The organism is Streptosporangium canum, from assembly GCF_900113865.1.
GTDB lineage: Bacteria > Actinomycetota > Actinomycetes > Streptosporangiales > Streptosporangiaceae > Streptosporangium > Streptosporangium canum.
This window is the reverse complement of sequence record NZ_FOQY01000044.1, coordinates 42,626-62,599: the sequence shown is the minus strand read 5'-3', so window position 1 is coordinate 62,599 and position 19,974 is coordinate 42,626. Positions and strand designations below refer to the sequence as shown.

The 19,974-nt window shown below is 68.8% G+C and carries 17 protein-coding genes and 1 tRNA gene; 9 read left to right on the top strand and 9 right to left on the bottom strand.

Annotation, left to right across the window (positions count from 1 at the left end):
• The 3 genes from BM085_RS38275 to BM085_RS38270 all read left to right on the top strand — a co-directional run.
• On the top strand, positions 1-450 hold a 450-nt coding region (locus BM085_RS38275; RefSeq protein WP_143121259.1), incomplete at its 5' end, for a GNAT family N-acetyltransferase.
• Between the two features lie 224 nt (positions 451-674).
• Positions 675-803: transfer RNA gene (locus BM085_RS44985), tRNA-Thr, on the top strand.
• A gap of 411 nt (positions 804-1,214) precedes the next feature.
• Positions 1,215-1,766, top strand: a complete 552-nt coding sequence (locus tag BM085_RS38270; protein ID WP_093891662.1) for a dihydrofolate reductase family protein — start codon at positions 1,215-1,217, stop codon at positions 1,764-1,766.
• Between the two features lie 191 nt (positions 1,767-1,957).
• Here the strand turns inward: BM085_RS38270 and BM085_RS38265 are convergent, their stop codons facing one another.
• The gene (locus BM085_RS38265; RefSeq protein WP_245789936.1) at positions 1,958-2,704 is read right to left on the bottom strand and encodes a hypothetical protein; all 747 of its coding nucleotides are present in this window, start codon (positions 2,702-2,704) and stop codon (positions 1,958-1,960) included.
• 136 nt (positions 2,705-2,840) lie between these two features.
• On the opposite strand from BM085_RS38265, the gene BM085_RS38260 reads away from it, so the two are divergent.
• A complete protein-coding gene (locus BM085_RS38260) occupies positions 2,841-3,512 on the top strand; it encodes an MOSC domain-containing protein (protein ID WP_093891660.1) in 672 nt (223 codons plus the stop codon).
• Between the two features lie 107 nt (positions 3,513-3,619).
• On the opposite strand, the gene BM085_RS38255 is transcribed toward BM085_RS38260, so the two are convergent.
• Positions 3,620-4,174, bottom strand: coding sequence for a CGNR zinc finger domain-containing protein (locus BM085_RS38255; RefSeq protein ID WP_093891659.1), 555 nt, complete (start codon positions 4,172-4,174; stop codon positions 3,620-3,622).
• A gap of 84 nt (positions 4,175-4,258) precedes the next feature.
• Between BM085_RS38255 and BM085_RS38250 the strand changes: the two genes are divergently transcribed.
• Complete coding sequence (locus tag BM085_RS38250) at positions 4,259-5,119, top strand: alpha/beta fold hydrolase (RefSeq protein ID WP_245789935.1); 861 nt, start codon at positions 4,259-4,261, stop codon at positions 5,117-5,119.
• The gene (locus BM085_RS38245; protein ID WP_093891657.1) at positions 5,116-5,724 is read left to right on the top strand and encodes an NAD(P)-dependent oxidoreductase; all 609 of its coding nucleotides are present in this window, start codon (positions 5,116-5,118) and stop codon (positions 5,722-5,724) included. Before BM085_RS38250 ends, BM085_RS38245 begins: the two co-directional genes overlap by 4 nt.
• Here the strand turns inward: BM085_RS38245 and BM085_RS38240 are convergent.
• Positions 5,721-6,194 (bottom strand): MarR family winged helix-turn-helix transcriptional regulator, encoded by a 474-nt coding sequence (locus BM085_RS38240; protein WP_245789934.1) that lies wholly within the window; start codon positions 6,192-6,194, stop codon positions 5,721-5,723. The two genes, BM085_RS38245 and BM085_RS38240, sit on opposite strands and share 4 nt — an antisense overlap.
• Positions 6,195-6,215: 21 nt before the next feature.
• Here BM085_RS38240 and BM085_RS38235 point away from each other — a divergent pair, with 21 nt between their 5' ends.
• Entirely contained in the window at positions 6,216-6,668 is a 453-nt protein-coding gene (locus BM085_RS38235; RefSeq protein ID WP_245789933.1) for a MarR family winged helix-turn-helix transcriptional regulator, read from the top strand.
• Between the two features lie 89 nt (positions 6,669-6,757).
• On the opposite strand, the gene BM085_RS38230 is transcribed toward BM085_RS38235, so the two are convergent.
• The 6 genes from BM085_RS38230 to BM085_RS38205 form a co-directional block, all read right to left on the bottom strand.
• Complete coding sequence (locus tag BM085_RS38230; protein ID WP_093891654.1) at positions 6,758-13,483, bottom strand: hypothetical protein; 6,726 nt, start codon at positions 13,481-13,483, stop codon at positions 6,758-6,760.
• Positions 13,467-13,868 (bottom strand): YbaB/EbfC family nucleoid-associated protein, encoded by a 402-nt coding sequence (locus BM085_RS38225; protein ID WP_093891653.1) that lies wholly within the window; start codon positions 13,866-13,868, stop codon positions 13,467-13,469. Before BM085_RS38225 ends, BM085_RS38230 begins: the two co-directional genes overlap by 17 nt.
• Positions 13,869-14,102: 234 nt before the next feature.
• Positions 14,103-14,408: a hypothetical protein gene (locus tag BM085_RS38220; RefSeq protein ID WP_093891652.1), complete on the bottom strand. Its 306-nt coding sequence runs from the start codon at positions 14,406-14,408 to the stop codon at positions 14,103-14,105.
• Positions 14,409-14,665: 257 nt separating this feature from the next.
• Positions 14,666-15,982, bottom strand: coding sequence for a serine/threonine-protein kinase (locus BM085_RS38215; RefSeq protein WP_177245481.1), 1,317 nt, complete (start codon positions 15,980-15,982; stop codon positions 14,666-14,668).
• A 225-nt stretch (positions 15,983-16,207) separates the two neighbouring features.
• Positions 16,208-16,405 (bottom strand): hypothetical protein, encoded by a 198-nt coding sequence (locus BM085_RS45555; RefSeq protein WP_218158943.1) that lies wholly within the window; start codon positions 16,403-16,405, stop codon positions 16,208-16,210.
• Between the two features lie 262 nt (positions 16,406-16,667).
• Complete coding sequence (locus BM085_RS38205) at positions 16,668-17,261, bottom strand: MarR family transcriptional regulator (protein WP_093891650.1); 594 nt, start codon at positions 17,259-17,261, stop codon at positions 16,668-16,670.
• 194 nt (positions 17,262-17,455) lie between these two features.
• Between BM085_RS38205 and BM085_RS38200 the strand changes: the two genes are divergently transcribed.
• The gene (locus BM085_RS38200; protein ID WP_093891649.1) at positions 17,456-19,066 is read left to right on the top strand and encodes an ABC-F family ATP-binding cassette domain-containing protein; all 1,611 of its coding nucleotides are present in this window, start codon (positions 17,456-17,458) and stop codon (positions 19,064-19,066) included.
• A 63-nt stretch (positions 19,067-19,129) separates the two neighbouring features.
• Positions 19,130-19,933 carry a hypothetical protein gene (locus tag BM085_RS38195; RefSeq protein WP_093891648.1) on the top strand — a complete coding sequence of 268 codons (804 nt, stop codon included), beginning with the start codon at positions 19,130-19,132 and terminating at the stop codon, positions 19,931-19,933.
• The last annotated feature ends 41 nt before the right edge of the window (positions 19,934-19,974 follow it).

Sequence of the window (19,974 nt, the reverse complement as noted above, 5' to 3'; positions counted from 1 at the left end):
GACGACGTCGTGATCTTGGCGCAGTTGAATCGCTTCGTGCATGATCTCCATGTCGATGCAAGACCGGATACCTTCCATCTGGTCCACGCCGCTGACGAATTGGCGCCGCATTTTGCCGCGTTCCTGGCGCGGGAAGGGGCCATGGCTTACATCGCGGAGTCATCGGAGAACGGCCCAGTTGGGTACATCACGGCGGCCATCCAGAACCGCTCTGCCGATGCCCTCATGCATCCGCAAAGGTTCGTCTACGTCAACCACATCGCCGTAGATCCACGGGTGGCTCGCATGGGCGTAGATTCGGCCCTGGTCGAGTCGGTTCGCGCGGAGGCTCTGGAAGCCGGCTGCGCCAGCCTGTTCGCGGACGTGTGGGATTTCAACATCGAGGCCCTGGCCTTTTTCGAAGGCCAGGGTTTTGGTCGGGTACAGCATCGGCTGGAGCAGAGGTTGTAGGTAGGCGAACCGAGCTCGCCACGCGGCCGCGCGCCGGGCGGTTCACCTCCCGCCCAGACCGTCGCCGATGACGCACCCGCCATCGATCGGCTCGCCGCCTTCCTTGGTCGTCCCATCAGGACAGCAAGGTGATGGAACGGGATGACACAAGCTGGGACTATTTCCGCAGGATTGAACACCCGGTTGCGTCCACGGAGGCGGTGTACAGCAGTCGATACGGCAACGCCGCCTTACAGGATCGCTCTCCACTGATCCATGACCACCGTCTGAGCAGGGCGAGATCCCGCTGACGAGGTGTCTGTCCTTCCCTCGTAATGAAGGGGTCTGGGGTTCGATTCCCCAGGGCGGCTCCAGCTCAGAGGCCCTCCCGGATGATCCGGGAGGGCCTCTTGCATGCCGTACGGCAACGGCGTCCAACGATCAGTCCGGGTGTCGAGGAGGTCGACGCACTCCCAGACCAGGAGCGCTTCACCCCGCCGCAGGCCGAGAATCAGGAGCAGCTCCTACGCCGTGTAGCGCGGTTCCCTCACCGTGCGCAGGGGCTCAAGGGACTTCCGCGCCTCGTCGACGTTCCACGCGCCGGGGGTTCTTGGCCTCCTTCGGCCCGGAGGTCCCAGCGCCTGAAGGAGGCCGTAAGTAATCCGTAAACGGGTTCCGCCAGGCTGAAGGCACATCGCAACGGCGGGCCGGACAGACCCGTCACCCTGCTGAAGGCGCATCGCAACGGCGGGCCGGACAGACCCGTCACCCTTGAGGAGCAGAACATGAGCAAGGTCGTCGCAGTCATCTACATCTCGATGGACGGCGTCGTGGAGGCGCCCGCCTGGACCGGGCCGTTCTGGAACGACGACCACGGCAAGTTCCAGGCCGGCCAGCTCTCCCAGAGCCGTGCCCTGCTCCTCGGCCGCGTCACCTATGACGGCATGTCCGAGGCGTGGCCAGCGATGGAGGCGGCCGGCGAGGATGTGGGCGAGATGAACAGCATCCCGAAGCACGTGGCCTCCACCACGCTCAAGGAGCCGACGTGGAACGCCGCCGTCATCGAAGGCGACGTCGCCGAGGGAGTCGCCAAGCTGAAGGCCGAGGACGGCAAGGACCTCCTCGTCTACGGCAGCGGCGATCTGGTCAACTACCTGATCAAGCACGACCTCATCGACGAGCTCAAGCTCTTTCTCCACCCGGTCATCGTCGGCAAGGGCAAGCGCCTGTTCCCCGACGGCGTCGACACCAAGACCTGGCAGCTCGCCGGCACCCACACCTTCGGTTCCGGCGCCATCGTCCTGGACTACCGCCCGGCAGCCCGGCAGGAGGCGTAGACACGAGGCTTCGGCATGCGACACGCGCCCTTGCCGCCGGTGGGTTCCTGTCCTCGTCCTGAGCCGCTCTGCAGCCCCGCCTGTGGGCCCGGGGCCGGGCAGCGCGAACGCCGATCTCGCCGATCTCTCCGGTCCGTCGTCTTCGTCGCTCCAGCGATCATGACATCCGCGGAGCAGCCGAGGAGAGGTCGTCAGCCGGAGATGCCGAGGAAGAAGGCGGCCGGGATCAGGGCGACGGTCAGGGCGACGGCCCACCACCTGGGGCGGCGGGTCTCCTTCAGGACGGTGACGCCGAGGGGCACGAGCGCGAGGGCCAGGCCGAGGAGGGCCGCCAGGGAGATCGGGTCGCTGCTGCCCTTGAGCACGCCCAGCGGCAGTCCCGCCGCGAGGGCGAGGGCCGCGCAGCGCGTGACGCCGGCCGCGCCGCCGCCGAGGGCCTTGGCGCGGAAGGCGCCGGCGGCGAGCACGATCCAGCCGGTCATGATGAAGACGTTGACCGCCTTGAAGACGTGGAAAGCGCCGTAGGTGTCGCCGACGGCCTTCCTCGCCGCCTCCAGGCCGAGGGTGTCCACCATCTGGAAGGCCAGGTGGCTGACTCCCGCGTGGAAGATCCGGCCGAACAGGCCGAGCACCACCAGTGTGACCCCCCACCTGGCCCAGCCGGGGTGGGAGACGCCGATTCTGCGGGACAGAGAGGTCACCGCGGGCCACAGGAGTACGGTTCCCGCGGTGAAGAGGCCGTAGGAAAGGGCCATCTGCCCCGGCTGGGCGGCGTAGGCGGCCAGCTGACCGGGGAAGAAGTCGTTCTCTTCGATCCGCGCCGGCACGCCTGCCAGGAGCAGCGGCGGCCCGAGGATCAGACTGACGCCCTCGGCCCATGGCCCGGGAAGCGTCGTGCGGTCGAGCGAGGAGGTCCGCGGGGTTTCGGCGATCGTCATGTGGATCATTGAATCGGCGGCGGTCCCCGGGCACATGGGCGCTGAAGCGAGAGTCGGGGGTATACCTGGCACTACCTCCCCGGCCGGGAGATTCACCATGTGAGGAAGGTTTCATACCCCTTATAAAGTGCGAATCATGCCTCTGCTTCTCTCTGTGAACCTCGCCCACCTGCACTCCGCCGACTACACCGATGCCGACTTCACCGGGATCGACAAGCGCCCCGCGGCCGGACCGGTGGCCGTGGCCGCCCCCGGCCCGATGGGGACGGCGGGCAGCGGTGTCGCGGGAGACGTGGTGTACGACCTTCGCGACCACGGCGGCGACCACCAGGCGGTGTACGCCTTCGCCCGAGAGGACCTCGACACCTGGCAGAAGGAGCTGGGGCGCGAACTGCCCAACGGGGTCTTCGGCGAGAACCTCACCACCTCGGGCCTCGACGTCAACGGCGCCCTGATCGGTGAGCGGTGGCGGATCGGGGCGGACCTGATCCTGGAGGTCACCTCGGCCCGCATCCCGTGCCGCACGTTCGCGGGCTGGCTGGACGAGCAGGGATGGGTGAAGAGGTTCACGCAGGCCGCGATGCCCGGCGCCTACCTCCGCGTCATCGAGCCGGGGGAGATCCAGGCGGGTGACGGCATCGAGGTCGTCTCCCGGCCCGGCCACGAGGTGACGATCGCGTTCCTCTTCCGCGCGCTGACGACCGAGCCCGGACTGCTGCCGCGGGTGCCCGACGCCGGCGACGCGCTCAACCCCACCTACGCGGCGAAGGTGCACCGGCGGCTGTCGGGGCGGCCCCGGGAGGCCTGATCCGCGTCACCCCGGCAGGCGGGTTCCGGGAGGCCTGATCCGGGCCGTCCCGACGGGTGCCCGGGCACGGATCCGGCCGCCACAGCCTCATGCCGAGGTGGGGCGGCTCATGCCTTGTGGCGCTGGTAGTAGCGCGCCACCCGGACCCGGTTGCCGCACAGCTCGGGAGAGCACCAGCGCCGCCGGGGGTGGGCGGGCAGGAAGAGCATGCGACAGCCGGGCCCCTCACATCCGCGTACCGACGCGATCGGCCCGGCCAGCAGGTCGATCGCCGCACCCGCGAGTGTCGCGACCAGCGTGGACCGGTAGTCGCCCGCGCGTCCGACGCTGACAGCCATCTGGCCGTCCTCCCAGCTCAGAGTCCGGTACGGCGGGGCCAGCCGGTCGGCCGCGCTCAGCGCGCGCAGTGCCGGGGCCGGAGGCTCGGCCCCTCGTCGCGTGTGGTCGACCACCGTGCCGACGATCTCGCGCAGGTCCAGGACGGCCGCCAGATCGGCATCGGTGAGGGGCGCTCCGGGCTGGGGAAGACGGTGTGCCTGCGCCCGCAGCCATGCCCGCAGCGCGTCCACCGTCGTCAGGTGGTCCACGGGCCCGTCGGGGGAGGCGCCGAGGGTGTTGATCAGATCAAGCGCGACCGGTTCGCCGGTCAGCGGGAGGTGCATGTTTCTAATGGTATGCGACCGGTTGACGCGTTAGAAGTCGGCGGGCTATAACTAATGCATCTTCGAGGGAAAGAAGCATGTGAGATGGATGTGCCAAATGTTGCCCACCGGTCCGTGGACGTGGGCGGGGTCCGGGTCTTCTACCGGGAGGCGGGTCCCCGCGACGCGCCCACGCTGCTCCTGCTGCACGGTTTCCCGTCCGCGTCCCACCAGTTCGCCCGGCTGATCGACGCCCTCGGCACCCGTTACCACCTGGTCGCGCCGGACTACCCCGGCTTCGGGAACAGCGAGGCGCCGGCCGGGTTCGGTTACTCCTTCGACCGCCTCGCCGACGTGGTCGAGGGGTTCGTGGACGCGCTCGGCCTGGACCGGTTCGTGCTCTACGCGTTCGACTTCGGGGCGCCTGTGGGGTTCCGCCTGGCCGTACGGCGTCCGGAGTGGATCGCGGGCCTGGTCGTGCAGAACGGCAACGTCTACGAGGAGGGGCTGAGCGCGGCGGCGCGGGGGTTCGTCGCCCTGGGGCCCGGCGAGGAGGATCAGGTGCTCCCGCTGCTGACCCTGGAGGCCACCCGGGGGCAGTACGAGGGCGGCGCGTCCGACCCCGCCGCGATCGCCCCCGACGGGTGGACCCTCGACCAGCACTTCCTCGACCTGCCGGGCCGCAAGGAGATCCAGATCGCCCTGGCGTTCGACTACAAGAGCAATGTCGCGCTCTACCCCGAGTGGCAGGCGTGGCTGCGTGAGCACCGGCCGCCGACCCTGATCGTGTGGGGGCGGAACGACCCCTTCTTCGTGGAGGAGGGGGCGCGGGCTTTCCTCAAGGATGTGCCGACAGCGGAGTTGCACCTGTTCGACACCGGGCATTTCGCACTTGAAGAGAAGCTGCCGCAGATCGCCCCCCTCATCGCGGACTTCCTGGAGCGTGCCGGAAAGGACAGCAAATGAAGATCGCAGTCATCGGGGCCAGCGGCCACATCGGCTCCGCCGTCGTCCGTGAGGCCCGCGAGCGTGGCCACGAGGTCACGGCTGTCGCCAGGGACGCCTCCTCGCTGGGCGGCGGGGTCGACGCCGACGTGCTCGACCACGAGTCGATCGCGGAGGTCCTGGCCGGGCACGAGGCGGTGGTGCTGGCGGTGAAGGGGCCCGAGACCGTGCCGGCGGCGGTCCGGACCCTGATCGACGTGCTGCCCGGGGTCGGGGTGCGGCGGCTGCTGGTCGTGGGCGGCGGCGGAAGCCTGGAGCACGCCCCGGGGCAGCGGTTCGTCGACAGCCCGAACTTCCCGAAGGAGTATCTGGCCGAGGCCCGCGCCCAGGGCGAGGCCCTCGAACTGCTCCGCGCCGAGGGCGGCGCGCTGGACTGGTCCTACGCCAGCCCGCCTCCGGTCCACCTCGTCGACGGTGAGCGCACCGGCGCCTACCGGGTCAAGGCGGGTGACACCCCGATCGGCGGCCCCGACACCCGGATCACGGTCCCGGACTTCGCCGCCGCCCTCGTCGACACGCTGGAGGAGCGCGCCTTCGTCCGGGAACGCTTCACCGCCGGCTACTAGCCACCCATATTGGCCGACATCCGGCGCAGCACATCGATCGTGGCCTGATACTCCTCGACGCTGATGCCGTCGGTGAGCCGGGTGCGGGTGGCGGTCACCTTCCCGAGCAGGTCCGCGTGTGCGCGGGCGCCCGTCTCGGTGAGGGAGAGCTCCCCTTCGCCGTCGAGCCAGCCGCGCTCACGCAGCTCTCCGGCGACGGGGCGCAGGGACGGCTGCTCGGCGGTGAGGAAGGGGCTGAGCTCGGCGTCGATGCTCTCGACCGTGGCGGGCTCCCTGGCGACGACGTTCATCACCTGCCAGTGGCGGCGGGTGAGGTGCTCCTCGGCGAGGAGCTTCTCGAACGACGACTCGGTCAGTCCGTGGAGGTGTTTGATCCAGTAGCCGATCGGCCGCCGCTGGCCGGTGATCTCGGAGACGTCCATGGTGTCGCCCTTCGCTAAATTTATATGTGTTTTGACAATAACATGCATTTATACATGTATCATCGAGGCATGGAAGACTCCCAGGCGGTCGCCGCCGTCGAACGGGCGATGGTGGCCATCCGGCGCAGCCAGAGCCGCCGCGCGATCCAGCGCGTCGCGGGCGGCACCCAGATCGACCCCGCGCTGTTCGGCGTGATCGACGCGGTGGAGGAGGGCCCCGAGGCGCCGACGGTCGGCTCCGTCGCCGACCGCATGGGCATCGACCAGCCCCGCGCCAGCCGCCTGGTGGCCCGCGCCGTCGACGCCGGGCTGCTGCGGCGGGTGGCCGACCCCGAGGACGGCCGCCGCAGCACCCTGGAGCTCACCGGCCTGGGCGTCGAGCAGGCCGATCAGGTCCACCGGTTCCGGCGCGAGATCTTCGGTACGGCGATGCGCGACTGGCCGGAGCACGACCAGCGGGAGTTCGCCCGCCTGCTCGGAGCCTTCGTGGGGGCGCTGGGGCGGCGCTACCGGGGTGAATGAGACACCCGCGTGGATCGGCCACCACGTCGCCCTCGTCGGGTTCCCGTCCTACGGGGAGGGTTCCCGTCCTACGGGGAGAAGGCTCCGTCCTACGGGGAGAAGATGAACCCGGGATGCTCTCGGTTGACCCGCTCGACATCGGCGGCCGAGAGCCGTATGTACAGCCCGTCGGGGACGTCGACCATCAAATCCCTTCCCTCGCCTCGGAAGACAAGGCTGGTGGCGCATCGGTAGTACGTGGTCTCGGTGCTCGTCTCCAGGTTGCGTTCGCGGATGTTGCTGTTGCGCGACCCTGTCTCCGCACCGGATCCCCGTCCCCCGCCGGCACCGAGGATGCCTACGGTGCTCTCGGAGGTCGGGCCGGCGGACAGGCCGACGTGGCCCTCTCGTTCCCTGCTGTCGCTGTGGCCATGGCCGGTGCTCGTCATCGTCTGGCTGTACACACGTTGTTTGACCGACGCCTCGGTGACCGGTTCGGCCCGCAGGACCTGGATTCCGACCTTTCCGAGACCGGGGATCACGTACTCGTGCGCGAGCAGCGCCTTCAGGTTGGCGCGCGCCGTCCTCGGGCTGCCGGCCTCGTCGAGGAGCATGCCGAGCGGGCGGCTGAGCTCGTATCCGAGGGGGCGGTCGGACAGCCGGGGCACCGGCCCCTGAAGTTTCGGCGGCAGGGCGGCGACCGGGGCCCACTGCTCGATCAGGAGGGCCGCCGGAACGGCGACCTGATGGGCGACCTCGCCCAGCGTCGCGTTCACGGCGAGGGGGGTGACAGGCCTTGACCAGCGTGGCGCCTCGCCCGCGACGACCGTCTGCGCCGTAACCGGTGTGCCCTCGGCGACCGGCACGGTGACGTGTTCGGGCACGATCAGGCGGAGCTCGCCGTCGGTCACCGCGGTGGACGTCGATGCCGCATGACGCCTGTCCCAGAACCTCTCGGCCGCGTCGTTACCGGTCAGCTCCGCCCACTTGTGCAGGGCGCCGCGGGCCCCGCGGGCCAGATGCTCCAGGCCGGGTGGCGGCTCCTGACTGCGCACCACCTCGATCTCGTACCGGACGGGGTGGGTGAACTCGCGTGAAGGGTCGTAGGTCTGAACCCGGTCGATCTCCTTCACATTGTCGTTGCGGACGTGCGAGGTGCCGGAGTCGGAGATGATCCTGGCCGACATCTCGGCTCCGCCGATGGTGCTCTCGGCATACCTGCCGTAGCGCGCGAGTGCTCTGGCTCCGTGGCTGGAACCGGTCTCGTGCATGGTGCCGGCGCCACTGAGGTTCTCACTGCGGAGCATGAGCTTGACGTCGGGACGTTCCGCGGTGTGCGCGCCGTCCAGCACCACGGCCTTGACCCGCACCCCTACGTAGTCGGTGAGACCACGGCCACGCTCGACGGGGATCCAGGTCGTCACTCCGGTACGGAGCGACAACAGGTTCGCCGACAGGGCCTGTTCGTTGTACTGGGAACGCAGGGCCTCCATGACCGGGCTTGTGGTGAGCTCCTCGCCTTCGAACAGGATCCGCTGCTCGTGGAAGATCTTGACGAGCTCCGGGAGCACCTTCCCCGCGGCGAGATGCTCGACGTACGCCGAGCTCATCGCCAGTTCGGGGGAGACGTAGGCGCGGGGTTCCGGCACGACGGCCGCGGCGGGGGCGGGACCTTCCAGTCCGAGGTGCCGCGCCACCCGGTCCGGCGTCATGAAGTCCATGATCTGGTTCACCCGGAGGCCGGTGGTCGGGCCCTGCTCGACCGAGCTCCCCTTCCACCGGATCGGGGTCACCTCCACGACCAGATCGCCGCGGTACCAGTGGGAGTCGGCGCCGTAGGTGGCGCGGGCGACGTCCGCGCCACCGGCATAGGCGCTCTCGTTCGAGACTCGCCCGGTTGAGAAGGTTGCCGCGGTCATCGCCACGAGTTTGTGCTCGGTCCCGGCTTCCCCGGAATCGCCCAGGGTGGCGCGCGTTCCGATCATCGCCTGCGCCTCCAGGCCCCTGGTGCCGCCCTTGCCGGTGATGACCCTGGAGCTCGCGTTCGTGTAATGCTCGTACTCCACCTCCGAGCCCGACCTGGTGTGTTCCAGCCCGGCCAGGCCGACCTTCACGCGCAGCGCCTGGTTCCAGCCCCCGTGTTCGGGCAGTTCGATCGGCATGCCGTCCGGCGAGGTGAGCAGCCCGATGTTGGCCTCCAGATAGGAGGACCGGGTGAGCTCCAGGATCTCGGACGGAACGTCCCGACGCCCCTGCGGCGACGGCAGTCCGGTCCACTCGGCGTGCGCCCTGGCCACCTCCAGGGCCAGGTCGGGCATGGCCCCGAAGCGGATGATGCCGGCGGGATGCCCGCTGAGGTCGAGCACGTCGCCGGGACGGCGGTCCAGGAGCTCGATGCGGCCCACACCCGCCACCTCCTGCGCGCTCACCGGCTGCTCCGGCACATGCTGGTGAGGCACCACGATCTCCGCCGTGCCGCCGTCCACCCGCCAGGAGACGTCCACGGCCTCCTCGCCCTTCCTCGTGACACGCAGTTCCACCTCGATGGGGACCGCCCGTTTGAACACGGTGACCGTGCCTTCGGTCTCGGTCCGGCGGTAGACACTGTGACCGGACGCGAAGGCCGTCCTGTCGGTGGATCCCGCCATCGCCTTGACCAGCATCTTGGGGAAGTCGATTCCCAACTTGGGAAGCTTGATCCCGAATATCTCTTTCACGTCCACTTTGAGGCGCAGGTTGCCGGAGAGCTCGAAACCGGCCGCCTTGACGGTCGTCCATCCGGTGTTCAGCGCGGCCCCCACGGTTCTGCGGTCGTTCACCGTCAGGGGATACTCTTCGGCCCCGTGCAGCGCGTCGAGGGTGCCACGGGCCGAAACCTCGATGTGGTGGCCACTGACCGTGTTCCGGTAGTCGATCCCGGTCAGGAGATGCGTGAGGTCGGCTTCCAGAGCGGGACGGCCGAAATGGGCGTCGAGATCCCGGAGGACCTGCCGTAGCGCGGCCGGTGGAAGGCCGGGCGCGGCCTCGGTGAGGGCGGCGCGGATTCCCGTGACGAGGTGCTCGCTTCCCGTCACACGGGCGGGTGTGCCCAGCCCGGGTCCACGTCCGGCGGCCAGCATCAACGGTTCCTGCGGATGGGGCTCGTACGCCGCGCGCGGGCCCGCACCGTGCGGCTGGACGGATCCGGTGTGCGGGATGGCGAACTCCTCCCGCACCTCCGCGAGCTCGTTCCGCAATCCGTCGAGCTGATCCCGAATGTTGGCGAATTCCTCCCGTACGGGGGTCAGCTCCTCGCCGAAGATGTCACGCTCGAACCGATCCGCCTCGCGCACCGGTAGCGCCATTTCCATCCGCACGTCGACATCGAAGGAGTTCATGTTCTCCGAGGTGACGTGGAGCCGTACTACCGCGTCATAGAGAACGATGTCAGCCTTTTCGAGGAAATTTACCTTCGTTACGTCTGTATCAGATGTCCCTATGGTGTGGTTCTTCCCGATCCGGGCATTGGCGCCGGCCCTTACGACGATCTTGTCGGAGTGGCCCACGTCGATCTTCAGGCCGACCACACCGTTGACCGTGTCGCCTTCCTGGGCCGTCGAGCCCACGGCCGTACGCCGCCCCAGATCGTCGCGGACGCGCGTCTCGATCGGCACCTCCCTGCTCCCCGGCCTGTTCCCCGTCACGGGCTCCATGCGCAGGACGGTGGAGGTGACGTGGAAGGCGTCTTCGGTGGAGTGCAGCAGAGAGGTCTTGTACCGCACCGCCTCGGAGGTGAATCCGCTCGTCAGCAGCCACTGGCTGCGGTTCTTCATCGCCTGCTCGCTGTGCGCGGTGGACATGAGGTGATCGACGATCTTGACGATCTGGCGCGACGGCACGCCCGCCTCCAGTAGCCGGCGCTGCACCTCCAGCGCCAACGGCCTGGTGTCCACCGCGGTGACGAGAACGCCGTGGTCCGGTATTCTCCGGGCCGCATCGGACGGGACCTCGTGCCGGGGGAGAGCCGGCGGCCTGTCGTCGCCGGTGAGCTGCCCCGTGCGGCGGAAGTCGGTGGGGAAGGGCACGACCACGGACAGGTCGGGAACGCCGGCGCCGTACGGTATCTCCGATCCGTTCCGGTAGATCCCGAACGACAGCCCGGCGTCGAAGAAGTCGTGCTGGAAGGCGACCTGCTTGCGGCCGCTCATGACATCGACGCCCTTCGCGTCGCTCGCGCGGGACGAATGCCTGACCCCCACGCCGGGCAGCGCGAGTGCCTCCACCTCGTCCGTGGTGTCCCACATCTTCGCGACACCGGTGGTCCGTGTTGAGTTGCGGCTTGTGGACCCTCTGCTCTCCACGCCGTCACCGCCGAAGGAGACGGGATAGGGGCGCGGGCCGTCCGGCGTCTGGGTGGGGGAGAAGTCTCGCATCGCCGGCTTCAGGTACACCACATCGGCGCCGACGCTCAGCGCCGCACCCTTCTGCAGCAGATCGGTCCACTTCTCCCGATCGCCGTTGGACAGCTGGTCGGCGAGCCACGTCTTGATCCTGGTGCGGATCTCGGGGCTGAGATCGCCCGGAATGCCGTCCACCCATTTCTGCGCCGCGTCTGCGGGATCCGCCGGGATCCGGACCTCATGCAGCGCTGTCTCTCCGACGGCGCCGATCTCAACGTATCGGGGCGGATGGATCGTGGGCGGCTGGGCCGGCGGAACCGTCGCCACGACACCCGGCTTCCCGGAGTTCCCTGTTGTGGACACGGGATCGCCGGAGGGCCGCCCCTGCTGGGCGGAAGGAAGCTCACCGGTGGGGGCGGAACGGACGGGTGGTCTCTCCGGTGTGATCAGCTGGACCGCGTTGCCCTGGCCCTGGTTGATGAGCTCGTCGATACTCGGGCGCGGGGCAGGTGCGGTGCCGGTGCGTCCGGGGCCGTGCGGCGGGCTCTGCGGAGCGCCCGGCGTTTCCCCCCGCCCATCCCCGGAGCGCGGAGCGGACCGACCCGCCACGGCAGCGGTGTCCGTCTGGTTCTGGTCGTCATGGGGCACCGGTGGCACCGGGGGGTGCAGCAGCGGGGGAGCCGGGCGGACCGGGACGCCGGTCTGGTGCGGCGCGGTAGTGGCTCCTCCGGTCCGGTCGCCTGCGAGGTCCACCTCGTTCGACTGCCTGGGGACTGCGGTAGTGGCTCCTCCGGTCCGGTTGCCCGCGAGGTCCACCTCGTTCGACTGCCTGGGGACTGCGGTAGTGGCTTCTCCGGTCCGGTCGCCTGCGAGGTCCACCTCGTTCGGCTGCCTGGGGGCCGCGGGGGCGCCGTGCGCCGTGTCACCGGGAGCGGCGGGTGGCGGTGAATCCTGGCGCCGTACGACCTCGCCCACGATCGTCTGTCCCGTACCGGCCGGCCGGTCGCCGGAGCCGGCGGGCCTCCCTCCGGAACCCTCCCCTTCCCCGGAGCCACTCCTTCCCGGGCCGCCGTCGCCTCGGGGTGCCGGGGCGTGCGTGCCGGCCGGGTAAACCACGGTGCGGGCGTCGACGCGCACCGGATCGGGCCGCGGCTCGGCCGGTGGGGCATGCCGCGTCGCCGTGCTCGCGGACTCCGGGCGGCCGCCGTCCGGGGCGTGCCCGGCATGGTTCATCTGCACGGGAGACGGGTCCGCGACGCCGGCCAGCGTCGTGTGCGAGGGCTGGACGACCGTCCTGTGCCCGGCCGGCGTCGTGTGTGATGTCTGATGAGCGCTGGGCGCCGGATCCGCGTGGCGGCCCGCCTCGCCGGTGTGCGGGGCGGCGGAGGGGCCGCCGCTGCCGGGGGGCGGCGTGCCGGACGAGCCGGACCGGTCCCCGGCGGGGGACCCGCCAAGGTCGGCGACGGCGGCCATCGGGTGATAGGCGGAGCGGGCGCCGGCCGGGACGTCGAGGCCTCCCACGACTCCGGAGACGAAGCTGTAGAACAGATGGGACGAATCGAGCTGGCCGCTCATCGCGAGCCCGGGAACGCTGCCCGCGGTGCCCGCGACGCCGCCCATCAGGGCGCGCCCGTACAGGGCCTGCCCGAACGCGGCCACCTTCTCCCGCAAGGCCAGTTCGGCGCTCGACGCGACGTATCGCACTTCCCGCGCGAGCAGGCGGCTGAGGCCGAAATCCATCCCGGTGAACACCGCGCCGGCGAGGGCGCCGCTGCCCGTGGACAGCAGGAGCGAGCCGACGTCATAGTGCTCCCGGTTCCCCACTGCTTTCTGCATGGACTGCACGCCGTAGTCCAGACCGCCCATGATTGTGGCGAACCTCTTCATGTTGGCGAGCACCTGGCGCTTCAGCTCGTCGATCGACATCCTCGTGAGCAGGGTCCGCTCGTAGATCGCGGCCGTGACGGCCGGACCGTTGACGTAGATCCACACCAGCAGGCGCGCGATGGCGAGGGCGAGCAGCGCCAGCGACGCGTAGATCATCCACTGGGTGTGCTCCATCTGCACGCCGTACTCACGGAGGTTCGCGGCCTCTGCCCGGATCGAGTCCTCCAGCCGCTTCAGCAGCGCCCCACCCGAGATGTCGCCTTGCGGAGCCTCCTCGGCGAGCTCCGCCAGCACCGCCTGAAGGGCGTTCTTCGCCTCCCCCTTCCAGCCGGGGCCGCGCAGGGAGGCGAGCAGTCTGTCGACGTCCTCGGCCTCGATCTGGGAGATCATGACCGCGATCTGGTCCAGCGCGTCCGCCTCGCGCATGATCCGGTCGACGTCGGCCTTGGGGAACGCCCCTCCGGCCAGAGCCGGTGCCACGCTTCTGACCAGGTCGGGAACGAAGTCGAGATTCAGCCCCATCAGAATGCGTGCCGCCGCGCGGGCGCCGTCGTCATGGGCGCTCTCCATGCCCCTTCGGGCGCGGCGTCATGGCCTGTGCCAGGAAGGACGGGAAGTCGACTCCCTCGCCGAGCAGGTCGTCGAAGGGGAGGTCCGCCGGCGCGAGCGGCTGCATGACTTCCTTCACCTCACCGGAGACCGTCCGGGTGGCCGCGCCGATCTGCTCGATGAGCGAGGCGGCCAGTTCCGACGGGGACAGTTTCCGGTAGACCCGCGGATCAAAGTCGATCTTGCGTACGTCCCCGCGCGCGCCCACGGTGACGGTCACCATGCCATCCTCCGACGTGGCCGAGGCGGACATGTCCCGGGCCTTCTCGTGCATGCCCTGGACCTGCTCGGTCTGCCGGTTCACCTCTTTGACGAGCTTCTCAAGCACCGTCCAAGGCTCGTCCATGCTCACGGTGCCACTCCCGTGAGACGAATCGCTCCTGTCTCGATCACATCAGGATTATCGTCCGTATCCGGAGATGCGCCGCCGCCCGCACGTTAACTTCCGGCTGCCCCCGTGTTAACTTCCGGTTGCCGCGAATGGTGAGTTCCGTGAACACTCTCGTCTGACCAGCTCATTGACAGGGCGAGCGCGGGAGCGCCCCGGCGGTCACGCCGTGGTCTATCTCTCATTTTTTGATCATCCGCGGATGGTGCCGGCCTCATCGCTTGCCTGGTAGTTGGCGGAGGCCGCCCTGACGTTGGGTTCCTGCGCGCCCACCGCCTTTTTCAACAGGTCCAGGGCCTCACCGATGGCGGCCAGCCGACTCCCGCCCGACTGCCAGTAGGCGTGGGCGAACTCGTCGTCGCCGAGCGCGGCCCGCGTGGACGCCATGACCTCTTCGAAACGGTCGTGCACGGTGAAGAGCTTGACGGCCGTGTCACGGATCCCGCCGGCCAGTCCGTGCATCTGATCGGTGCTGTAGCTGAAGCCGTCGGATTCCATGGAGCCGACCCTAATGTGTGATCGCGTCCAGTATCACGAGGTGTCCGCTCCTGATGCTGGCTCGCAGGCCCTGGCTCTTCAGGATGGCCGCGAGGGGTGACCGGATTGGCTGGAGTGCTGCGCAAGAAGGGGCTTCTGGCGGGCCGCTTGACGGCGGAGGAGTTCGCGGCGGCCGTACGCGTCATCGACGATCTCGGTGTGATGGTCCACCCGATCGGTGCCGACCATTCGGGGGGCGCGGATCGCCGGAGGGAACGTCACAGCGATGGTGTCTTGCGCCTCCGCAGTCGCCTGGAGGGTCGAAGCTTCCTCGACTCCCAGGCCCAGCCCCCCGTGATGAGCATGACGATGGTGATCACAGCCAACGAGAGCTGCCAGGCCTCGCCGTCGCGATCCGTGAGATCAAGCGCCATCGAGAGAACGGATATGCCGTCGAAGGCGAGAGCTGTGACGCCTCCACCAAGGAGGAGCCCGACGATACCCACGATGAAGGCAACGGTCTTACCGGCGACCGGCGGTACGAACCGGGCGACCTGTGCTCCTAGTAAGCCGGCCAGACCGAGGTTGGCGACGATGGCGCCCCACATGATGCCCTCGACGTCGTCATCAGTCATACGCTCGAATTCGTTCCAGGCGACGCCGGTGTCCGTGAGGCCGACGACACCGAGCACGAAGATGATCGCCATCATCGCCGCGACACCTTTGTGCTGCCACCCCTGCGGAGGGACCTCTTCAGGCGGGAGGATCTTGGTGCCGTTCCGTACGCGGTCTCGGCCCGGCTGCTGCTCGCCGAGCAGGGACAGTGCCTGATCGACGGTCGGCCTGCTGCTCGGATCCTTGTCGAGCAGCCGGGTGATGAGCGGCGCGAGCCGGTCTGCCCGTCGCGGCGGTGGGGGTTCTTCCAGTATGACCGCGGTCAGCGCTGCCGGCTGAGTGGTGCGACGGAACGGTGAGGCGCCCTCGACGGCCTGGTAGAGGGTCACGCCGAGGGAGAACAGGTCACTGGCCGGGAGCCCGTCGATGCCGCGTAATCGTTCGGGGGCCATGTACTCGGGCGAGCCTATGAGCATCCCGGTGGTCGTCAGGGTGGTGTCGGTGGTGTGGATCGCGATTCCGAAGTCGGTGAGCAGCACCCTGCCGTCCGCGGAGATCATGACGTTGGCCGGTTTGATGTCGCGGTGCACGATGCCGGCCTGGTGCGCCGCGCCGAGCGCCGCCAGTAGCGCGGTGGCGAGTTCCGCGGCCTTGCCCACCGGCAACGGCCCGTGCGTCTCGATGTGCTCGGCCAGTGACTGGCCGTCGATCAGCTCCATCACGATCCAGGGCAGGCCGTCGTCCGAGACGATGTCGTGAATGGCCAGGACGTTCTCGTGCGTTCGCAACCGTACGGCGTTGCGGGCCTCCCGCGCGGTGCGCTCCAGCCGCTTGTCCTGCTCCGCCTGGGACATCCCGGGCAGTAGTCGCAGCTCCTTGATCGCGACCTCGACGTGCAGGGTCTCGTCATGGGCGCGCCAGACCCGTCCGAATCCGCCAGACCCCAGTTCGGTGATCAGGCGGTAGCGTCCGCCGACCATGTGACCAGGCTGCGCCGATGTCATGACCACCTCGCCCGTCTTGCCCTGTAGGACAGTTGATCAGAGTAAATCACCGATAGAAGCGCTGTACTTCATGATTGCGATCCCATCGCCTGCGCGATCTGAAGAGATAAGAGGCTGCCGCTGACAGGCCTGGCGCCGGCCGGTGTGGTGGCCGTCTGCCGTGACCCCCTGGGGGATGGTTGGAACTCTCGCAGGGGCGTCTCAGTACGGGCTCATCTGGTCCAGTACCTTGGTGGCGAGGGCTATGAACTGCTCGGCTTTCTCCACGTCCTGCAGGACGTCATCGGGAGTGATCTCCGGGGTGTCCGGACGCGGATATTCGGCGCTGTTGCGACGGCGGCGCATCCGGTCGAAGGACCGTAGTGCCTGACCGAGCGGGGGATCCAGCTGAGCCGTCACCGCGTCCAGCACCGCGAGGTGTCCGCCCCGGCTCGTGGCACGCAGGCCCTGGTTTTCCAGGATCGACGCGAGAGCTTTCCTTGAGGCGTCGTAGACGAGTTGGTAGGCCCCGGTCGGGTCCGTCCCGACACCGCTACGGGCGAGAGCGATGTGCCGTTCGGCCTGGTGAGCATGGTGTCGGCGTGCTCTCGACTCGGCGGCACCCGCTCCAACTGGCCGGTGGACGGCATCGCGTCGACCCGGTCGCGTCCTTGCATCCATCTCACGATGTTCTCCGGCTCTGAATCAGGGGGTGGAGGAGCTTGCTCCGCAGGGACATCACGAACGGGTCGCCCTGGTCGGCATTCCACGACGCCGGTGAGATCCGGCTGATGTTCACCTCGCGGCCGAGGACGTGTTCCGCCGCTCGTGCCGCGTCGTACAGTTCGTCCTCGTCCGGGGATCCCACCACGAGGACGTCGATGTCACGCGGGGGCGGCCCGGCCTGGTTCGCGTGCCGGGCGGCCCAGGATCCGTAGATGTACGCCTCGTCGATGTTCTGGATCGGCCGGAGGAGGGGCGGCAGGACGGCTGCCGGGCCGAAGGTCACCGCCAGCAGGTCGGTGAGCGGCCTGGCGACGATCGTGTCGGTGTCGGCGCGGATGAGGCGGAGGTTGCCGTGCCGTCTCTCCCGGGTCAGTCCGGCGGCGGCGAAGCGATCCATCTCACGGCTCACGGTCGGCTGGGACACGCCTGTCCGTTTGGCGAGATCGGTCGTCGAGTACTCCTTCTCCGGGTGGAGGTACAGCCAGGCGAGCAGTTCGCCGACGGCATTGGACCGCAGCAGGGGAAGCAGCAACGGCGGAATTTCCCTCATAGATGAATAGTACTATGCATCTATAGCATATCTGTGACTCTGTGTAGTCGATCAATGTCGAATCGTTTTCGTTTTCGTAAGTGAGAGCACTGTCATGGGGGGACGGGCGGACGGCACCGGGACGGTGGAAATCGAAATGTCCGCCGGACCGGTTCACGGGTACCCTGCGCGAGGACCTAGGGAAGGGAATCGTCGTGGGACACGTAGAGGTCGGCCATCTGACGTACGTACTGCCGGATGGACGGCCGTTGCTGGACGATGTGTCCTTCCGGATCGGTGAAGGGGTCAAGGCCGCGCTCGTCGGGCCGAACGGGGCGGGCAAGACGACGTTGATGCGGCTGATCGCCGGGGACCTGCAGCCGGTCGAGGGGAGTGTCGCCAGCTCCGGCGGGCTGGGGATCATGCGCCAGTTCATCGGCAGCATCCGCGACGGCCGGACGGTGCACGACCTGCTGGTCAGCGTCGCCCCGCAGCGCGTACGGCAGGCGGCCGAGCAGTTGGACGCCGCCGAGCTGGTGATGATGGAGCGCGAGGACGAGAAGGCCCAGATGCGCTACGCGCAGGCCATCACCGACTACACCGACGCGGGCGGTTACGACATCGAGGTGCTCTGGGACACCTGCGCGATGGCCGCGCTCGGCATGCCGTACGACGACTGCAAATACCGCGAGGTCAACACGCTGTCGGGCGGTGAGCAGAAGCGGCTGGTGCTGGAGGCGCTGCTGCGGGGGCCGGACCAGACGCTGCTGCTGGACGAGCCGGACAACTACCTGGACGTGCCGGGCAAACTCTGGCTGGAGCAGGCGCTGCGCGAGACGCCCAAGACGGTGGTGCTGGTCAGCCACGACCGGCAGCTCCTGGCCAACGCGGCCGACCGGATCGTCACCGTCGAGTCGGGCAACATCTGGATCCACGGCGGCGGGTTCGGCACCTACGCCCAGGCCCGCAAGGATCGCAGCGAGCGCCTCGACGAGCTGAAGAAGCGCTGGGACGAGGAGCACGCCAAGATCAAGCGGCTGGTCCTCATGCTCAAGCAGAAGGCCAAATACATGGACACCATGGCCGCCGCCTACCACTCGGCCCAGACCCGGCTGCGCAGGTTCGAGGAGGCCGGGCCGCCGGAGGCGGCGCCCAGGGAGCAGCTCATCAGCATGCGGCTCAAGGGCGGCCGGACCGCCAAGCGGGCGGTGATCTGCGAGAGCCTGGAGCTCACCGGCCTCATGAAGCCGTTCGACCTGGAGATCTGGTACGGCGAGCGGGTCGCGGTGCTGGGCTCCAACGGCTCCGGCAAGTCCCACTTCCTGCGCCTGGTCGCCGGTGAGGACGTCCGGCACACCGGCGTGGCCAGGCTCGGCTCCCGGGTCGTCCCCGGCCACTTCGCGCAGACCCACGCCCGCCCGGAGCTCGTCGGCCGGACTCCCTGCGAGATCGTCATGACCGAGCACGCCCGGCTGAAGAACGAGGCGATGAAGGCGCTGTCCCGCTACGAACTGGCCGGGACCATCGCCGAGCAGCGGTTCGAGACGCTGTCCGGCGGGCAGCAGGCGCGGCTGCAGATCCTGCTGCTCGAACTGTCCGGCACGACGTTGCTGCTGCTGGACGAGCCGACCGACAACCTCGACCTGGCCAGCGCCGAAGCACTGCAGGAAGGACTGAACGCCTTCGACGGCACCGTGGTCGCGGTCACCCACGACCGCTGGTTCGCCGACGACTTCGACCGTTATCTCGTCTTCGGTTCGGATGGAAAGGTATACGAATCCCCCGAACCGGTCTGGGATGAGACGAGGGTGGCGCGTCAGCGTTAAAGAGTCCGCCCGACCTGGGCGTGTCCGCTGGAGAGGGGAGCGTTCGCGGGTTATCACCACTAGGTGACGTACAGCACCCGAATCGTCGGCGCTCTCGCGCTGCTGCTTCTCGCCGGATGCTCCTCATCCCCGGAGAAGGAGCAGGCCGCCTCGCTCAAGCCGCTCTCGGTGAAGGAGGAGACCTCCTCCATCCTCAAGGGAGACGACGGATATGTGGTGAACTGGGCGGGGGTGCTGGTCAACAGCAACCCCTGGCACTTCGGCGAGCACGTGGTGGCCACAGTGATCGCCAAGGACGCCAAGGGCAAGGAGGTCGTCCGGCTGGAACAGCCCCTGGACGCCGTGCCGCCGGCCGGGTCGCTCTCCTTCACCGGCCAGGTGGTCGCCGTGGAGAAGCCGTCCCAGGTGAGCATCCAGTATCGCCCGGCCCAGTGGCGCCAGGCGGTCCGGATCGTCTCGGCCTTCAGACCGTTCCCCGTCTCCGACGTGCTGACCGAGCGCAGGGACGACAGCTACCTGATCACCGGGTACGTCGGCACGCCGTACCGGCTGCCCGCCAGCAGCCTGGCGGTCACCGCGCTCCTGCGCGACAAGAACGGCAAGCTGCTCGGCGGCGGGAGCACGTTCGTGGACGACGTCCGCGCGAACGGCAAGCGCCGGTTCATCCTGAACATCGAGAGCGTCCGGGACACCAGCAAGATCGCAAAGGCCGAGCTGGTCGCGCGGACCTGGGGATCGAGCAGCCGCCCCTACGAGGAACTGGCCCTGGGGGGCATCGCCCCGCCGCACACGGCCAAGCCGACGACGGCGCCGTTCGCCAAGGACCGGGGCAGGCAGGTCGTGCCCGCCGGCGACGTCCGGCCGTAACCGTGCCCTCCATGCGTGCCGTACGGCGTGGCGGGCCGGTC

Excerpts from the sequence above, each read along its gene's own strand:
- BM085_RS38270 (WP_093891662.1), top strand. The coding sequence starts at position 1,215 with ATGAGCAAGGTCGTCGCAGTCATCTACATCTCGATGGACGGCGTCGTG.
- BM085_RS38265 (WP_245789936.1), bottom strand. The coding sequence starts at position 2,704 with ATGACGATCGCCGAAACCCCGCGGACCTCCTCGCTCGACCGCACGACG.
- BM085_RS38260 (WP_093891660.1), top strand. The coding sequence starts at position 2,841 with ATGCCTCTGCTTCTCTCTGTGAACCTCGCCCACCTGCACTCCGCCGAC.
- BM085_RS38255 (WP_093891659.1), bottom strand. The coding sequence starts at position 4,174 with ATGCACCTCCCGCTGACCGGCGAACCGGTCGCGCTTGATCTGATCAAC.
- BM085_RS38250 (WP_245789935.1), top strand. The coding sequence starts at position 4,259 with ATGGATGTGCCAAATGTTGCCCACCGGTCCGTGGACGTGGGCGGGGTC.
- BM085_RS38245 (WP_093891657.1), top strand. The coding sequence starts at position 5,116 with ATGAAGATCGCAGTCATCGGGGCCAGCGGCCACATCGGCTCCGCCGTC.
- BM085_RS38240 (WP_245789934.1), bottom strand. The coding sequence starts at position 6,194 with ATGCATGTTATTGTCAAAACACATATAAATTTAGCGAAGGGCGACACC.
- BM085_RS38235 (WP_245789933.1), top strand. The coding sequence starts at position 6,216 with ATGGAAGACTCCCAGGCGGTCGCCGCCGTCGAACGGGCGATGGTGGCC.
- BM085_RS38230 (WP_093891654.1), bottom strand. The coding sequence starts at position 13,483 with ATGGAGAGCGCCCATGACGACGGCGCCCGCGCGGCGGCACGCATTCTG.
- BM085_RS38225 (WP_093891653.1), bottom strand. The coding sequence starts at position 13,868 with ATGGACGAGCCTTGGACGGTGCTTGAGAAGCTCGTCAAAGAGGTGAAC.
- BM085_RS38220 (WP_093891652.1), bottom strand. The coding sequence starts at position 14,408 with ATGGAATCCGACGGCTTCAGCTACAGCACCGATCAGATGCACGGACTG.
- BM085_RS38215 (WP_177245481.1), bottom strand. The coding sequence starts at position 15,982 with ATGGTCGGCGGACGCTACCGCCTGATCACCGAACTGGGGTCTGGCGGA.
- BM085_RS38205 (WP_093891650.1), bottom strand. The coding sequence starts at position 17,261 with ATGAGGGAAATTCCGCCGTTGCTGCTTCCCCTGCTGCGGTCCAATGCC.